The sequence below is a fragment of the Sanguibacter sp. Leaf3 genome (assembly GCF_001425965.1).
Classification (GTDB): domain Bacteria; phylum Actinomycetota; class Actinomycetes; order Actinomycetales; family Cellulomonadaceae; genus Sanguibacter; species Sanguibacter inulinus.
This window is the reverse complement of sequence record NZ_LMRH01000002.1, coordinates 602336-617069: the sequence shown is the minus strand read 5'-3', so window position 1 is coordinate 617069 and position 14734 is coordinate 602336. Positions and strand designations below refer to the sequence as shown.

The window sequence follows — 14734 nt, the reverse complement described above, 5'->3', positions numbered from 1 at the left end:
CGAGTGCGTGACTGACACCATCCTCGTGCTGACCGAAGACACACTCGCGACCACCGACGTGCAGAACATCGTCAACCTCTACGGCGACGAGGACCTGGCCTTCCAGGTGCTCGTCCCCGCGGACACCGAGCAGAACCTGCTCGGGGCGATCTTCAACCACCTCGGGTCGGGCCAGTTCAAGGAGGCGTGGGAGACCGCGACCGAGGGCGTCCCCTCGCGCACCGAGGCGACGGCCGAGGCGAGCGAGCAGCTCGCCACGAGCATCGCCGAGTTCGAGGCCGCCGGCTACACGGCGTCCGGGTCGCTCGTCGAGGAGGACCCGCTGCCCGCGCTGCGGTCTGCCGTCGCCGGTGGCGGGGTCCGCGAGGTCGTCGTCGTCACGTACCCGAACATCGTCGAAGACACCTTCCACCGCGACTGGGCCTCCAAGGCCCGCGAAGAGCTCCAGGTCCCCGTGCTGCACCTGTACTCGGGCACCTCCGAGCTCGGCTGAGACCCCGCCGCACGGCACGACCTGGTCCGACACCGCTCCACCCCCGGCACAACCGACGAGAAGAGGCACCATGTACCGCGCACTCTGGAACGGCACAGTCATCGCTGAGTCTGACGCGACCCAGGTCGTCGAGGGCAACCAGTACTTCCCGCCGGACTCGATCGTCCGGGAGCTGTACACGTCGACCGACACCACGACGGTCTGCCCGTGGAAGGGCACCGCGACGTACTTCACGGTGACCGTCGACGGGCAGGAGAACCGCGACGCGGCGTGGACGTACACCGACCCGAAGCCCGAGGCCGAGAAGATCCGTGACCACGTGGCCTTCTGGAAGGGCGTCGAGGTCGTCGAGGTCTGACCTGCGAGGGCGCGGACCTGTGGTTACGGTGAGCTGATGAAGATCTCCCGCACGTCCTCTCTGCCTGTCGTCACCTCAGGTGCGCTCGCTCTCGTGCTCCTCGGTGGGTGCGCCTCGGAGTCCCAGACGCCCGGGACCACGTCACCGGCGTCGACCGAGACCGCTGGGCCGAGCACCCCAGGCTCGCCGTCGGCGAGCGGCCCGAGCTCTGAGCCCGCCGAGCCCTCGGCGACGACGCCCTCTGACTCCCCTGAAGCCCAGGCGCAGACCGTCGTCCTGGACTACCTGGCGACGATCGCCGCGGGCGACGACACCGCAGCCTTCGCCCTGCTCTCGCCAGAGACCCAGAAGTGGTACGTCGACGCCGCCGGTTTCTCCACGACACGGGAGAACGACGGCTCGATCTCCCCCGTCGACGCGGCCTCCGCTCTCGACGGCACCGTCACCACCACGGCTGGCCCCGACGACGGCTCCACGGTCGTGACCGTCTCCTCGGGGGACGTGGCCGACGCCTTCGTCGTACGGGCTGAGGGCTCCGGCATGGTGATCGACGACCCGGGCAGCCCCCTCACAGGTCCCACAGCCTGGGAGTGGAAGAACCCTCCCGTCGGGCCTGACGACATGCGTCAGCCCGCCACCTACGTCGGGTCGTCGTCTCCCTCGGTGCTCTTCGCGACAGTCGTCGACGCCGGTGGCGAGGTGCTGGTCGAGCCTCCGCAGTCGGCTTTCGGGGTGATCGGGGGCACCGAAGTTCCCGTGACCGTCGCCCCGGACGAGGGGCAGGGCGCGCTCGCCACCCTCGGAGACCCGGGAGTGACCAGCGGTGAGGTGGCGACCATCGTGTGGCAGCCAGACTCGACCTCCCCGATGTGGCGTTCGAGCACGGTCCTGCTCACCGAGTAGCAGCATCCTCGAGCAGGTCGAGGACGCCGAGGGTGACGAGCGGCTCGCGGGTCTCGACCGGCTCGAAGGTCTCGACCCGCTCGAGGGTCACGCCGCTGTCGAGCGGTTCGTGGCCTGAGCCACCCTGTCGCCAGGGAGGGTCTCGACAGCAGCGCTCCGCCATCCGGCGGGCAGCGCCGCGTCGAGCGCGGCACGCGCGGCAGCGTAGGCCGCACCGGCCGTGGCGAGGCGACCTGCCTCGTCGCCGAGGCCCGTCTCGCCCGCCTGCGGGAGGCCCTTGCTCGGGCTGTCGGCCGTGGTGTCGAGTTCCTGTCCGGTGAGGTGCGCACGAGTGACCATGCACGAACCGTAGGACGAGCCACCGACACGACCCTCTAGGGTTGCTCGTATGACAGAGGTGCGTGAGACGTCCGTGGTGACCGCTGCGTCGGACGAGGGTGACACCGTTGCGCTGCTCGGCGCGACTGTCAAAGCTGCCCGCAAGCAGCTCGACCTCTCGGTCCAGGGTCTGGCGCAGCGCGCCGGTGTGAGCCTCGGGCTCGTCAGCCAGCTCGAGCGCGGGCTCGGCAACCCGTCCTTGCACTCGATCCAGCGTCTCGCCTCGGCCCTCGGCGTCTCCGTGACCCGGCTGCTGGAACCACCTGCCGAAGAGCTCGTCGTGGTCCGTGCGGGGCGTCCGCACGTGCTCCCACCCGCGCCCGGGACCCCCGACGACGGCCAGGCCGTCCGCGAGCTGCTCTCACCGCGCGGTGAGACGGCGATCCAGCTGATCCGCACGACCCTGCCACCAGCCTTCACCAACGTCGAGCGGCCGTTCCGGCACCTGGGCACCGAGACCGTCACCGTGCTCAGCGGTCGGCTGCACATCACGCACGGCGACCGCCAGATCGACCTCGAGCCCGGCGACACCGCGACCTACGGGTGCTCGACACCCCACTGGTGGGCCAACGGGCACGACGGCGAGACCGTGGTCCTGGGCGCGGTCGCCCCGTCGGAGCGCTGACGGTCCCGCACGCGGCCCACCAGCCGACCCTCACACGCCACCGTCCGACAGCTGAGACGTCCTTAACCCTCGCCGCACCCCGGTACGACCTCTCTCACGCCGCCGGAGCGTCCGCGCTCAGCGCCGCTCGACCTGCAGCCGGAGCAGCCGCACCAGCTCGCCGACAGGCTCCTCGTGGTCGTCCGAGCGCAGGTCGACCTCGAGCATCGGGGGGTGCTCCCGCTCGTCGGTCACGCAGGTCGCGACCACGGCCGCGCTCTGCCGTCCGCGGGAGTCGCCCCCGGCACGGTCTCCAGCGTCGAGCGCCGCGAGGAGACGTGCGGCGAAGCCGAGCGACGACCTCGGGTCGATCCCGTCGATGCCCAGCCCGGCCGCGAAGGCGCGGCTCATCGCGTCGAGGACCTTCCGCCCGACGAGCAGGTTGCCGAGCACAGCGTGGTCCCCGGCGACGCTGTGACCAGCCCAACCACTGGTGTTCTCACCAGTGGCGGCCGCGATCCCGCAGTGCAGGTCGAGGGCAGCGACCTGCCGCAGCCCTGGTTCGGCGTCCCAGCCGGGCAGCCTGTCCACGGCTTCCTGCGCGCTCGCCCCCGCGGCCATGGCCTCGAGCATCTGGTGGCGCAGCCTGCGGTTGGTCCAGGCCTGGCTCGCGACCACGCCGACGGCCGGGTCGACGGCGATGACGGCGTTGCCGACGGCCAAGGAGCGGCTGGCCGTAGCAGCCCCGAGCAGCCCGTGCTCACGGTCGACGGCGATGAGTGTGAAGGTCAATCGATCCCCCTGGAGATGCGGCCCGTGGACGGCGGGACGGTGTGTTTCGATCGTGTTTCGCGGCTTGTCCCCCCGACAAGCGTGACACATACTGATCGAATCATCATCAGAATGATCGAACGGAGACCGCGATGCGAGCACGATCTGCAGCCCTGGCGACAGCCGCGGCGGGCGCACTGATCCTCACCAGCTGCTCCTCGGGAGAGAGCGTCGACCTCGGCGGCGGCTCCGGCACGCCAGCCCAGGGCGCGGTCCTGCGCGCAGCGATCGGCGGGGAGCCCGACCAGCTCGACCCGCACCGCACGAGCTCCTACTTCAGCTTCCAGGTCCTCGAGAACGTCTTCGACACCCTCGTCGAGCCCGACGAGAACCTCGAGATGCAGCCCGCCCTCGCGGAGAGCTGGACCGTCAGCGACGACCAGCTCACCTGGACCTTCGAGCTGCGCGACGGTGTCACCTTCCACGACGGCAGCGCGTTCACAGCCGAGGACGTCGTGTACTCCTACGACCGCATCGTCGACGAAGAGCTCGCCAACGCCTGGAAGTTCGCGGCCGTCACCGACGTCGTCGCCGTCGACGAGGACACCGTCACGATCACCGTGGCCCAGCCCACCCCGAACCTGCTGTCGAACCTCGGCGGCTTCAAGGGCATGGCGATCGTCAGCGAGGAGAACGTCACCTCGGGCGACATCCAGACCAAGCCCATCGGCACGGGCCCCTTCAAGGTCGACTCCGTGGTCAGCGGCGACAGCATCACCCTCACGGCAAACGCCGACTACTGGGGCGGCGCACCGGCCCTGGGCGGCGTGACCTTCAGCTTCATCTCCGAGCCGGCGACAGCCCTCGCGGCGCTGCGCAGCGGTGAGGTCGACTGGACCGACGTCGTGCCCGACCAGCAGGTCGCCGAGCTTCAGGAGAACGAAGATCTGACACTCGAGACCAGCCCGTCGAGCGACTACTGGTACCTCGCGCTCAACGAGAACAAGGCCCCGTGGGACGACGTCCGGGTCCGCCAGGCCATCGCCTACGCGATCGACCGCGAGGCCATCGTCCAGGCGACGAGCTACGGCACCGCGCAGGAGAACCAGCTCGCGATCCCCGAGGACAGCGTCTGGTTCACCGGGTACGACACGTACAGCACCGACCTCGACAAGGCGAAGCAGCTCCTCGACGAGGCAGGCTTCACCGGCGGGACCCTCGACTTCCTCGCCACGAGCGACTACCCCGAGACCGTCACTGCCGCGCAGATCATCGCCTCGAACCTCGAGCCTCTCGGCATCGACGTGCAGATCCGCCAGCCTGACTTCTCGACCTGGCTCGACGAGCAGAACTCCGGGAACTTCGACCTGCTGATGATGGGCTGGCTCGGCAACATCGACCCTGACGACTTCTACTACGCCCAGCACCACACCACCGGTGGAAGCAACGCGCAGGGGTACTCCAACCCGCAGGTCGACGAGCTGCTCGACGCCGGCCGCACCGAGACCGACGAGGCGACCCGTAAGGACCTCTACGCGCAGGCGGCGACGATCATCGCGGACGAGGCCAGCTACATCTACCTCTACAACCCGTCGGTCATCCAGGCGTGGAGCCCCAAGGTCGAGGGCTATGCGGTCCGCTCCGACGCGGCCATCCGCTTCCGCGACACCTCGCTCACCGAGTAGGGGGTGAGGACCGTATGAGGATGTCTCTCGGCTCGACAGCCCGGTTCCTCGGACGGCGGGTACTCTCCTCCGCGGTCGTCCTGCTCGGTGTGCTGGTCGTGGTCTTCGCGATCGTGCAGCTGGTGCCCGGTGACCCTGTGCGCCTCGCCCTCGGCACCCGGTACACCCAAGAGGCCTACGACGCGCTCAACACCGCGTCGGGCCTCGACAGGCCGCTTATGGAGCAGTTCTTCTCCTACGTCGGCGGAGCGCTGACCGGTGACCTCGGGGTGAGCTTCCGCAACGGGCAGCCGGTCAGCCAGCTGCTCCTCGAGCGGCTCCCCGCGACGCTCTCCCTCGCAGCTGCGGGCATCGTCATCGCGCTGCTCATCGCCGTCCCGGCTGGCATCTGGTCGGCCCTGCGCGAGGGCCGAGCCTCGGACGCGATCGTCCGCCTGGGCAGCCAGGCCGGGGTCAGCATCCCCGACTTCTGGCTCGGCCTGCTGCTCATCGGGCTGTTCTCGACCACCCTCGGCTGGCTGCCGCCGAGCGGGTACACAGCCCTCGCCGACGACCCGCTCGAGTGGCTGCGACGCGTCGCCCTGCCGGGCCTGACCGTCGGGCTCGTCGCCGGGGCGATCATGACCCGGTACATCCGCTCGGCCGTGCTCGACGTGGCCTCGGCCGGCTACGTGCGGACCGCACGCTCCAAGGGCCTCGCCCCCTCCGTCGTCACCGGACGGCACATCGTCCGCGGTGCGCTCGTCCCCGTGCTCACCATCGCCGGCATCCAGCTCGCGACGATCCTCGGCGGCGTGATCGTCGTCGAGGTCGTCTTCGCCTGGCCCGGGCTCGGCCGGCTCGTCTTCGACTCGGTCTCGGCCCGCGACTACCCGATGATCCAGGGCTCGGTCCTGCTCATCGCCGTCATGTTCCTGATCGTCAACCTGATCGTGGACGTGCTCTACGCCGTCGTCGACCCGAGGATCCGTCTCGCATGAGTGACACCACAGGACACGAGAGCGCCCCCAGCGCACACGGCACGACACCGGTGCCTCCGGCGGCGGCCAGCATCCCGCCCGAGAAGAGCCCCGCCTCCGCCGGCCCGGCAGACGACTCCGGTCGTGTGGCCGCCTGGCGGCTGCTCGCCGGCAACCCGGTGACGCTGATCAGCGGCATCGCGCTCGCCGTGATCGTCCTCGTCTCGGTGCTCGCGCCGTGGGTCGCGCCCTACGGCATCAACGACGTCAACGTCGTCGACGCCCTGCAGGGCCCCAGCGGCGCGCACTGGTTCGGCACTGACGACCTCGGCCGCGACATCTTCTCGCGCGTGCTCATCGCCGGCGGGACGAGCCTGCGGATCGCGGTCGTCTCGGTCGCCTTCGCCTTCGTGGTCGGGGTGCCCGTCGGCATCGTCTCCGGGTACACGGGCGGGATCCTCGACACCGTGCTCATGCGCGTCGTCGACGTGATGTTCGCCTTCCCCGTGCTGCTGCTCGCGCTCGCCATCGTCGCGATCCTCGAGCCCGGCGAGCTGACGACCATGCTCGCGATCGGCATCGTCTACACCCCGATCTTCGCCCGCGTCGCCCGGGCCTCGACGCTGTCGGTGCGTGTCGAGCCCTACGTCCAGGTCTCCCAGACCATGGGAACCCCGGCCCGCACGATCCTCGTCCGGCACGTGCTGCCGAACATCACCGGGCCGATCGTCGTGCAGACGTCGCTGTCCCTGGCCTTCGCGATCCTCTCCGAGGCCGCGCTCTCCTTCCTCGGTCTCGGCATCCAACCACCCGACCCGAGCTGGGGCGGCATGCTCTTCAACGCGCAGGGCTTCATCAGCCAGGCCTGGTGGATGAGCATCTTCCCCGGCGCCGCGATCTTCGTCACCGTGCTGGCCTGCAACCTCCTCGGCGACGGCCTGCGCGACGTCCTCGACCCCAAGCAGCGCACGCTCGCCGAGCAGAGGAGGATGCGATGAGCACCCCCGTCCTGTCCGTCACGGACCTGACAGTGTCGATCGGCCGACGCGAGATCGTCCACGGCCTGAGCTTCGACGTGGAGCCCGGCGGAACCCTCGGCATCGTCGGCGAGTCGGGCTCCGGCAAGTCGCTCTCTGTGCTCGCCGCGACCGGGCTGCTCGACGCCCCGGGTGCGCGGGTCACCGGCAGCAGCCTGCTGCGTGCTGGTGCTGGTGCTGGTGCTGGTGCTGGTGCTGGTGCTGGTGCTGGTGGCAGCGTAGGGCCGCGAACCTCCGGTCATGGCACCGCCAAGGGTTCCGACTCCGGGATCCAGCTCGTCGGCGCCTCCCCCAAGGCGCTGCGCCGCGTCCACGGCGACGCGATCGGTTTTGTCTTCCAGGACCCCAGCACCTCGCTGCACCCGTTGCTCACCCTCGAGCGGCAGATCACCGAGACGCTCGAGACGCACCGCAAGCTCTCACGTCGCCAGGCGCGCGTGCGCGCCCTCGAGCTGCTCGAGGCCGTCGGCCTGCCGGACCCCGAGCGCCGCCTCGACTCCTACCCGCACCAGCTGTCGGGTGGTCAGCGCCAGCGCGTGATGATCGCGATCGCCCTGGCCTGCGACCCCGTGCTGCTCGTCGCCGACGAGCCGACCACAGCGCTCGACGTCACCACCCAGGCGCAGATCATCAGCCTGGTCCAGCAGCTCCAGCACGACAGCGGCACCGCCGTCGTGTGGATCAGCCACGACCTCGGGGTCGTCGGGCAGGTCGCCGACGACGTCCTCGTGCTGCGCGACGGCGAGGCCGTCGAGCACCGCCCGGTCCTCGACCTGCTCGACTCACCGCAGCACCCGTACACGCAGAAGCTGCTCGAAGCACGGCCGCGCCTCGGCAAGGTCGCTCCCCCGGCACCCGAGGGCGAGGTGCTGCTCTCCGTGCGGGACCTCGACGTGAAGTTCCCCGTCCAGACGCCCGTGGGCAAGACGGTGGTGCACGCCGTCGACGGGGTGTCCTTCGACGTGCAGCGCGGTCGGACTCTCGGGATCGTCGGAGAGTCCGGGTCCGGCAAGTCGACCATCGCCAACGCCCTCACCGGGCTGGTCGCCCCCGAGTCCGGGACGGCGACGCTCGGCGGAGCAGACCTGCTCCGCGCCGACCGCAGCCTGCGGCGCAGGCTCGCGATGGTGTTCCAAGACCCGTTCTCGTCCCTGGACCCCCGCATGCGCGTCGGCGACTCGATCGACGAGCCGCTGCGCGTCCACGGCCTGCCGTCCTCGGGGACCCGGGCCGAGCGGATCGCGGAGCTGCTCGACCTCGTCGACCTGCCCGCCGACTTCGCGACCCGCTACCCCCACGAGCTCTCGGGCGGTCAGCGGCAGCGCATCTCGATCGCCCGGGCGCTCGCCCTCGAACCCGACGTGATCATCCTGGACGAGGCGACGGCGTCGTTGGACGTGTCGATCCAGGCCCGGGTGCTCGAGCTGCTGCGCCGCCTGCAGGCCGAGCTCGGGCTGACCTACGTGTTCATCGCCCACGACCTCGCGATCGTCCAGGAGATGAGCCACGACGTGCTCGTGATGCAGCACGGACGGGCAGTCGAGCAGGCGCCGGCCGGACGGTTGTTCGCCGAACCCGCCGAGGAGTACACGCGGGCGCTGCTCGCGGCGGTCCCGCCGGAGCGGCCCGTGCGGTAACGAAGCCTCGGCACATCGACAGGTCCTGTGTACGATCTGCCTCATCGACGTGTAGCTCAGCAGCAGAGCATCGGGCTTCGGACCCGAGGGCGCGGGGGCAGGACCCGCCACGTCGGCTCGCGCTCGGCCTGACCGAGACTCGGTGGACCGACCAGGAGAGCCATGTCTTACGCCCACGACCGTCTCGCCGACGCCCTCTCGACAGCCAGGTCTCACACCGACGGACCGACCCGCGAGCGTGGCCGCGTCCGTGCGGAGAAGTGGGCGGCACACCTGCGTGGTGTCACGAGCGGAGCCCTGGACGTCGGATCTCGGACGCCGACGACGTATCCGGCCTGGGTCACGCTCGAGGTGCTGCGCGGTGGGTTCGTCTCGGGATCGGCCGCGTCTGCCGGAGCACCGACCCGCGACGAGATCAAGCTCGCCGACGCACTCGGTGTCCCCGCGGAGCGGTCCGAGATCTTCCGCGCCCTGCTCTCCGAGCCGGGTGCGGCCCGCCTGGACGCCAAGCTCGACGACGGCAGCTATTCGCTCGCGTGCGCGGAAGAGTCCGTGGTGCTCGTCATCGCCTGGTTGCTCCGCCACGGGCACGACGACGACGCGCGGCGGCTGGTGGCGGAGGTCGCGTCATGGTCAGGGCTCCTCAGGCTCTGGCCCTCGAAGCTCGCGGACGCTCAGAGCGTCGAGCCTGTCGGGAGCCACGACAGCAGGACGCAGGTCCACAGGACGTCGGTCGAGGAGGCCCGCTCCGTGCTGCGCGGGCGCACGACACCACCCGCGGTCCAGGCGCAACGAGAAGCTCTCACGGTGTGGGCGCCGCTCGCCGACCGGATGCTGGGACTGTGGTGGACGACGGTCGAAGGGGCTGTCGTCGACTCCCGACGTCCAGCAGGGTGGCTCGCCGAGTGCGAGGCGGTGCTCCTCGACTACAACACCGCACGGTCGCACCACACGCGGTGCTCCCAGCACACCGACCCGAAGGAGAATCTCGGAGTCCTGGTCGAGGCGACCCGAGAAGGCGTGAGCGGCAGGCTCAGCCCACTGCTGCGCCGACGGCTCCAGCGGGCTGTCGACGCCATGGTGCTCAAGCGCGGCGTCCCTGGTTCAGACGCCCTCGCCTCTGTCCGCTCGGCCCAGCTCACAGCAGTGACTGCTCCGCACGCCACCCTCGCCGCTGTCGTCGCCGAGCGCCTCGACGCCCTCCCCGGCCCGTCGGGCGTGCCCGACCCCGCTGTGGTCCTCGCGCCGGTGCACGCGGCCGAGGCGTCGCACGATGCCCGTGCCGGGACACCCGTGCCGGAGTCGGTCCGCAGAGCCGTGCTCCGAGCGCACGCCGCGACCATCGACGACCTGGTCGCCGAGCACGTCATCACGTCGGCCGAGGTGCTCGCCGAGGTCGCACCGCAGATCGTGGCCCACGCCTGGAGCGCCGGGTATGCCGACCCAGCGCTCCGGACCCTCATGAGCCGCACCTACACGGCGTTCAGGTCGAGACGTTCGGTCTTGCTGGTCGGTCTTGCGGCGCAGGTCCGCATCGACGAGCTCCCCTGGGTTCGCGCCGTGCGCGACCACGACGGCATCGGAGAGTCGGCGGCCTCGCACGAGGCGCTGCTCACCCTCGGCCGCGCCTACCTCGACCACTTCCCCGGGCAGATCATGCCGAACCGCCTCGTCGTGGAGCTGGCAGCACTGTCCAGGCGAGCACACGTCGATGCCACGTTCTTGCCCGAGCTCGCCGCAGACATCTTCGAGATGGACTTCGCCCCTCGGTTCTCCGATGCTGCGACGACCGCTGCATCAGTGATGCGGGGCACCGTCTACGACACCTACTACGGGCTGAGCCTGGCTGCCGCAGCGCAGTCAGCCATGACCACACCTCCTCCAGCCCGCTGGACGGAGCGCCTCGGGCTGTCGCGACCTGAGGCGGCGCCGGTCGTGGCGACAGAGCGCGACGCCTTCACCCAGGTCTGTCGTGATCGTGCGCGGGTCGCAGGACCCCACGACGACCTCCAGCCTGGTGGGCGAGGTTCGGTCGCAGGGAGAGGGGCCGTGATCGAACAGGCCCAGGTGCTCACCACGCACGGGCTCGTGACACTCCTGGGGCTCGGCATCACCCCCACGCGTGGCTGGGAGGCAGCCGCGACCGCTTCCTTCGAGGTCGTCCGGTCGTCGCTCGCTCACGCACACGCACACGCACACGCACACGCACACGCACACGCACACGCACACGCACACGCATCGACGATGCCAGCGGAGTCGGGCCCCGCTGAGCTCTCGGCGAGCCTGCGTGAGGTGAAGAAGGCCGCGTACGCATGGCGACAGACCGTCTTCTTCGTGTCCCAGCTCGAGCCAGAGGCGGCTCGGCGAGTCGTCGAGGCGATGCACCACGTCCACTCTCGCCCGACCAGCACCGAGCACTCCGGCAGGAGCGTCCCTCCTGCCACGAACGCGGTCCTGGCCTGGCTGGTCTCCGAGCTGGACGATGCGCTCGACGGGAGAGCACCCGCTCAGCCGTTCCTAGGGTGGACAGTCGGACCGCACCCAGCCCTGACGATGCACTGACCTACGGCGACCGGGCGCCGCTACGACGACCGCTTGCGGACGACCGAGCGGAGCGCCTCACGGTCCGGGTTCATGCCGAGTGCGGTGAGCTCAGCCACCAGGTCGTCGACCTGCTCGTCCTCGCTCTTGCGATGGTCCACCGCAAGGTTCACCGGCTCGATGCGTCCGCCTGCGCGTGCGCTGTCGTCGCCCTGTGATGTGCCACTCATGTCGTCCCTCTCGTCCTGCACGTCGTGAGTCTTTCCGAGGTTCGAGCCTAGATCCTGCTGGCCAGTCGTCAGTCCCCTCCGACTGTCCAGCAGGCCAGACCTGACCATCCTGGACCGAGCGAGCGCTGCCTCCTCGAGCCGACCGAGCTGGGCTCCCTGCGCCAGAGATGTCGCCCGAGACGTCGCCTGGGTGCTTGTCGGACGCAGACGCACCGCCAGCACCACCCGCACGCAGGAGAGCGCCCCGCTGCTGCGGGACGCTCTCCTGGTGTCGTGCTCGGGCCTAGATCAGTACCCGGTCTCAGTAGCCTCCGGGTAGTACTGCTTGTACTTCCGCCAGAAGTTCGCGGTCATCAGCTCGATGACCAGGCGCCTCTTGAGCCCGCCGTCGCCGCGGTACCGCAGCGGGTGCACCACGCCCTTGCGCTTGACGACACCCTTGAGCCGGGACTTGAGCCCGGGCTCGAGGATGTACCGCATGAGCAGCTTGACCGGCACGACGGTGTACAGCACCTCGCCCGTGGCGCGCACGGGTTCGATGCGGTTGCCGTGCACCTGATCTTCGACGAGCACCCGTGCCGGGTTGGCCCCGGCGGCGGTGACGTAGTAGTTGTTGCGGCCGATGCGCGGGTTCATCTCGAAGTACACGTGGCGCCCGGTGCGCGAGTCCCACTTGTAGTCGAAGTTGGCGAACCCCAGGTACCCGACGCGGTCGAGGAATCTGCTGGCCGCCTCCATGGCGTCCTCGTACTGCTCGGTGAGGATCGCCGCGGGGATGCCGAGCGTGCCGGGCGTGTGCTCTTCGAGGAGCACCCGCCCGGTCGCGAGCAGCGTGATGTCTCCGTGCGAGTCGCGGTACGCGGTGAGCGAGCGCATCTGCGTCTCGTCACCGGGGATGAACTCCTGCACGAGGAAGGTCCCGGTGTACCCGGCGTCGACGAGGTGCCCGAGCAGCTCGTCGAGCTCCGCCCGGGTCTCGACGTGGTGGATCTTCTTCTTGCCCGGGAACGAGATGTAGTGGTACTCGGCGCTCGACGACGGCTTCGCGACGACCGGGAACTCCAGGTCGACCTCGAGGCCTGCGACGAGCGACCGTCCTCCCCGTGCCGTGAGGTCGGCGACGTCGACCGCGACGGTCCGCGGTGTCGGGATGTCGAGCTCAGCGCACACCTCGGCGAAGGCCTCCTTGGAGGAGACCACGTCGAGGACGTCGAGCGTGCAGAACGGGATGAGGTAGTGCTTCTCGAGCCGTTCGCGGTGCTCGATGATGGCGCGCACGTACCAGTCCGCGTTCGTCAGCAGCAGCAGCCGGGCACCAGGGTGCTCCGCTGCGACCTTCTCGAGCGCCGCGACGAGAGTCTCGGGCTCGTCGATGCCGGGCGTGACGACGTTCGTGATGAACGTCGAGTCCGTCATCGCACGGGTCGCGACGCTCGAGAGGACGAGCGAGCGCGAGCCGTACTGCTCGTGGAAGGCGCGCAGCAGCGCGTAGACGCCGATGTCACCGCCGACGGCTACGGGGAGGAAGTCGACCATCTTCTCAGGACTCGGTCGACTCGCTGCGGTCGAGCGACCACTCCGTGTGGAACACGCCAGCCTTGTCGGTCCGCTGGTACGTGTGCGCACCGAAGAAGTCGCGCTGAGCCTGGATGAGGTTGGCCGGGAGGCGGTCCGCACGGACACCGTCGTAGTACGACAGCGACGAGGCGAAGGCCGGGGTCGGCACACCGTTGAGCGCAGCCTGCGCGACGATGCGACGCCAGGCGCTGACACCGTGGCCGACAGCGGAGACGAAGTACTCGTCAGCGAGCAGCAGCGGCAGGTTCGCGTCGCGCTCGTAGGCCTCGGTGATGCGGTTGAGGAAGCGGGCCCGGATGATGCAGCCACCGCGCCAGATCCGAGCCATCGCACCACGGTCGATGTCCCAGCCGAACTCCTCGGAGGCGGCGGCGATCTGGTCGAAGCCCTGCGAGTACGCGACGACCTTGGAGGCGTACAGCGCGAGGCGCACGTCTTCGATGAAGGCCTCGCGGTCGGTGACGTCCCACGTGCCTGCGTGCGCCTCGAGGACACCGTTAGCGGCGGTGCGCTGCGGCACGGAGCCGGAGAGCGCGCGGGCGAAGGTCGCCTCGGCGATGCCGGTGATCGGGACACCGAGGTCGAGGGCGTTCTGAACCGTCCAGCGGCCGGTGCCCTTCTGCTCGGCCCGGTCGAGGATGATGTCGACGAAGGCGCTGCCGGTCTTCGCGTCGACGTGCTGGAGCACGTCGGCGGTGATCTCGATGAGGAAGGACTCGAGGTCGCCCTTGTTCCACTCGGCGAAGATCTCGCCGATCTCCTTCGCGGAGGCACCCAGACCCTGCTTCAGCAGGTCGTAGGCCTCGGCGATCAGCTGCATGTCGGCGTACTCGATGCCGTTGTGCACCATCTTGACGAAGTGGCCAGCACCGTCGGAGCCGACGTAGGTGCAGCAGGGGACGCCGTCGACCTTCGCGGAGATGTCCTCGAGGATCGGGCCGAGCCACTCGTAGGACTCCTTGGAGCCACCGGGCATGATGCTCGGGCCGTTGAGCGCGCCCTCTTCGCCGCCGGACACGCCGGTGCCGACGAAGTGCAGGCCGTGCTCCTTGAGCTCTGCCTCGCGGCGACGGGTGTCGGGGAAGTGCGCGTTGCCGGCGTCGATGACGATGTCACCCTCGTCGAGCAGCGGGATGAGCTCCTGGATGACAGCGTCGGTCGGGCCGCCGGCCTTGACCATGATGACGACCTTGCGCGGCTGGGCGAGCGACGCGACGAAGTCCTTCATGGACTCCGACGGGATGAAGTCACCGTCGGTCCCGTGGTCCGCGATGAGCGACTCGGTCTTGGCGTAGGAGCGGTTGTGCACGGCGACGGTGTACCCGTGCCGGGCGAAGTTCCTCGCGAGGTTGCGACCCATGACTGCGAGTCCTGTGACGCCGATCTGTGCGCGTGCTGACATCCGAGCTCTCTCCTTGGCCTCCGACGGGCTTTCACCTGTCACGACATGCTTCCTTCCCACCCTAGCCTCGGGTGCCGACGGCGCTCGCTGAGTATCACGATGCGTACGTCACGCTCCCGGCTCCTGCACGCCGCCCAGCGGTCGTCGCCGAGCCGGGT

The 14734-nt window shown here is 69.7% G+C and carries 14 protein-coding genes and 1 tRNA gene; 10 read left to right on the top strand and 5 right to left on the bottom strand.

The window, feature by feature from the left end; all coding sequences use genetic code 11:
• Window positions 1-7: 7 nt before the first annotated feature.
• The 3 genes from ASG53_RS10160 to ASG53_RS10150 all read left to right on the top strand — a co-directional run bounded on the left by ASG53_RS10160 (window position 8) and on the right by ASG53_RS10150 (window position 1754).
• Window positions 8-493 carry a hypothetical protein gene (locus tag ASG53_RS10160; protein ID WP_056132330.1) on the top strand — a complete coding sequence of 162 codons (486 nt, stop codon included), beginning with the start codon at window positions 8-10 and terminating at the stop codon, window positions 491-493.
• 70 nt (window positions 494-563) lie between these two features.
• Window positions 564-851: a DUF427 domain-containing protein gene (locus ASG53_RS10155; RefSeq protein WP_056132329.1), complete on the top strand. Its 288-nt coding sequence runs from the start codon at window positions 564-566 to the stop codon at window positions 849-851.
• A 36-nt stretch (window positions 852-887) separates the two neighbouring features.
• On the top strand, window positions 888-1754 hold the full coding sequence (locus tag ASG53_RS10150; RefSeq protein ID WP_056132326.1) for a hypothetical protein: 867 nt from the start codon (window positions 888-890) through the stop codon (window positions 1752-1754).
• 87 nt (window positions 1755-1841) lie between these two features.
• Here the strand turns inward: ASG53_RS10150 and ASG53_RS10145 are convergent, their stop codons facing one another.
• The gene (locus ASG53_RS10145) at window positions 1842-2093 is read right to left on the bottom strand and encodes a hypothetical protein (protein ID WP_056132323.1); all 252 of its coding nucleotides are present in this window, start codon (window positions 2091-2093) and stop codon (window positions 1842-1844) included.
• Window positions 2094-2142: 49 nt separating this feature from the next.
• On the opposite strand from ASG53_RS10145, the gene ASG53_RS10140 reads away from it, so the two are divergent.
• Entirely contained in the window at window positions 2143-2757 is a 615-nt protein-coding gene (locus ASG53_RS10140; RefSeq protein WP_056132320.1) for a helix-turn-helix domain-containing protein, read from the top strand.
• A gap of 117 nt (window positions 2758-2874) precedes the next feature.
• On the opposite strand, the gene ASG53_RS10135 is transcribed toward ASG53_RS10140, so the two are convergent.
• Window positions 2875-3528, bottom strand: coding sequence for a DUF1028 domain-containing protein (locus ASG53_RS10135; protein WP_056132316.1), 654 nt, complete (start codon window positions 3526-3528; stop codon window positions 2875-2877).
• 131 nt (window positions 3529-3659) lie between these two features.
• Here ASG53_RS10135 and ASG53_RS10130 point away from each other — a divergent pair, with 131 nt between their 5' ends.
• The 6 genes from ASG53_RS10130 to ASG53_RS10105 all read left to right on the top strand — a co-directional run bounded on the left by ASG53_RS10130 (window position 3660) and on the right by ASG53_RS10105 (window position 11387).
• Complete coding sequence (locus ASG53_RS10130; protein WP_056132313.1) at window positions 3660-5192, top strand: ABC transporter substrate-binding protein; 1533 nt, start codon at window positions 3660-3662, stop codon at window positions 5190-5192.
• Between the two features lie 14 nt (window positions 5193-5206).
• Complete coding sequence (locus tag ASG53_RS10125) at window positions 5207-6172, top strand: ABC transporter permease (protein WP_056132311.1); 966 nt, start codon at window positions 5207-5209, stop codon at window positions 6170-6172.
• Window positions 6169-7149, top strand: coding sequence for an ABC transporter permease (locus ASG53_RS10120; RefSeq protein ID WP_200945485.1), 981 nt, complete (start codon window positions 6169-6171; stop codon window positions 7147-7149). Before ASG53_RS10125 ends, ASG53_RS10120 begins: the two co-directional genes overlap by 4 nt.
• Window positions 7146-8825, top strand: a complete 1680-nt coding sequence (locus ASG53_RS10115; RefSeq protein WP_056132308.1) for an ABC transporter ATP-binding protein — start codon at window positions 7146-7148, stop codon at window positions 8823-8825. Before ASG53_RS10120 ends, ASG53_RS10115 begins: the two co-directional genes overlap by 4 nt.
• A gap of 45 nt (window positions 8826-8870) precedes the next feature.
• Window positions 8871-8941 (top strand) — tRNA-Arg (locus tag ASG53_RS10110).
• A 46-nt stretch (window positions 8942-8987) separates the two neighbouring features.
• Window positions 8988-11387: a hypothetical protein gene (locus ASG53_RS10105; RefSeq protein WP_056132305.1), complete on the top strand. Its 2400-nt coding sequence runs from the start codon at window positions 8988-8990 to the stop codon at window positions 11385-11387.
• A gap of 20 nt (window positions 11388-11407) precedes the next feature.
• Here the strand turns inward: ASG53_RS10105 and ASG53_RS10100 are convergent, their stop codons facing one another.
• From ASG53_RS10100 to gndA, 3 genes are all read right to left on the bottom strand, one after another.
• Window positions 11408-11596 carry a hypothetical protein gene (locus ASG53_RS10100; RefSeq protein WP_156382745.1) on the bottom strand — a complete coding sequence of 63 codons (189 nt, stop codon included), beginning with the start codon at window positions 11594-11596 and terminating at the stop codon, window positions 11408-11410.
• A gap of 288 nt (window positions 11597-11884) precedes the next feature.
• The gene (locus ASG53_RS10095; protein ID WP_056132300.1) at window positions 11885-13132 is read right to left on the bottom strand and encodes a carboxylate--amine ligase; all 1248 of its coding nucleotides are present in this window, start codon (window positions 13130-13132) and stop codon (window positions 11885-11887) included.
• Window positions 13133-13136: 4 nt separating this feature from the next.
• On the bottom strand, window positions 13137-14576 hold the full coding sequence (gene gndA / locus ASG53_RS10090; protein WP_056132297.1) for an NADP-dependent phosphogluconate dehydrogenase: 1440 nt from the start codon (window positions 14574-14576) through the stop codon (window positions 13137-13139).
• Between the last annotated feature and the right edge of the window lie 158 nt (window positions 14577-14734).

What these genes read in the sequence shown, in the direction of transcription:
- ASG53_RS10115 (WP_056132308.1), top strand. Translation starts at nt 7,146, where the DNA reads ATGAGCACCCCCGTCCTGTCCGTCACGGACCTGACAGTGTCGATCGGC.
- ASG53_RS10100 (WP_156382745.1), bottom strand. Translation starts at nt 11,596, where the DNA reads ATGAGTGGCACATCACAGGGCGACGACAGCGCACGCGCAGGCGGACGC.
- gndA (WP_056132297.1), bottom strand. Translation starts at nt 14,576, where the DNA reads ATGTCAGCACGCGCACAGATCGGCGTCACAGGACTCGCAGTCATGGGT.
- ASG53_RS10145 (WP_056132323.1), bottom strand. Translation starts at nt 2,093, where the DNA reads ATGGTCACTCGTGCGCACCTCACCGGACAGGAACTCGACACCACGGCC.
- ASG53_RS10095 (WP_056132300.1), bottom strand. Translation starts at nt 13,132, where the DNA reads ATGGTCGACTTCCTCCCCGTAGCCGTCGGCGGTGACATCGGCGTCTAC.
- ASG53_RS10105 (WP_056132305.1), top strand. Translation starts at nt 8,988, where the DNA reads ATGTCTTACGCCCACGACCGTCTCGCCGACGCCCTCTCGACAGCCAGG.
- ASG53_RS10155 (WP_056132329.1), top strand. Translation starts at nt 564, where the DNA reads ATGTACCGCGCACTCTGGAACGGCACAGTCATCGCTGAGTCTGACGCG.
- ASG53_RS10150 (WP_056132326.1), top strand. Translation starts at nt 888, where the DNA reads ATGAAGATCTCCCGCACGTCCTCTCTGCCTGTCGTCACCTCAGGTGCG.
- ASG53_RS10130 (WP_056132313.1), top strand. Translation starts at nt 3,660, where the DNA reads ATGCGAGCACGATCTGCAGCCCTGGCGACAGCCGCGGCGGGCGCACTG.
- ASG53_RS10140 (WP_056132320.1), top strand. Translation starts at nt 2,143, where the DNA reads ATGACAGAGGTGCGTGAGACGTCCGTGGTGACCGCTGCGTCGGACGAG.
- ASG53_RS10125 (WP_056132311.1), top strand. Translation starts at nt 5,207, where the DNA reads ATGAGGATGTCTCTCGGCTCGACAGCCCGGTTCCTCGGACGGCGGGTA.
- ASG53_RS10120 (WP_200945485.1), top strand. Translation starts at nt 6,169, where the DNA reads ATGAGTGACACCACAGGACACGAGAGCGCCCCCAGCGCACACGGCACG.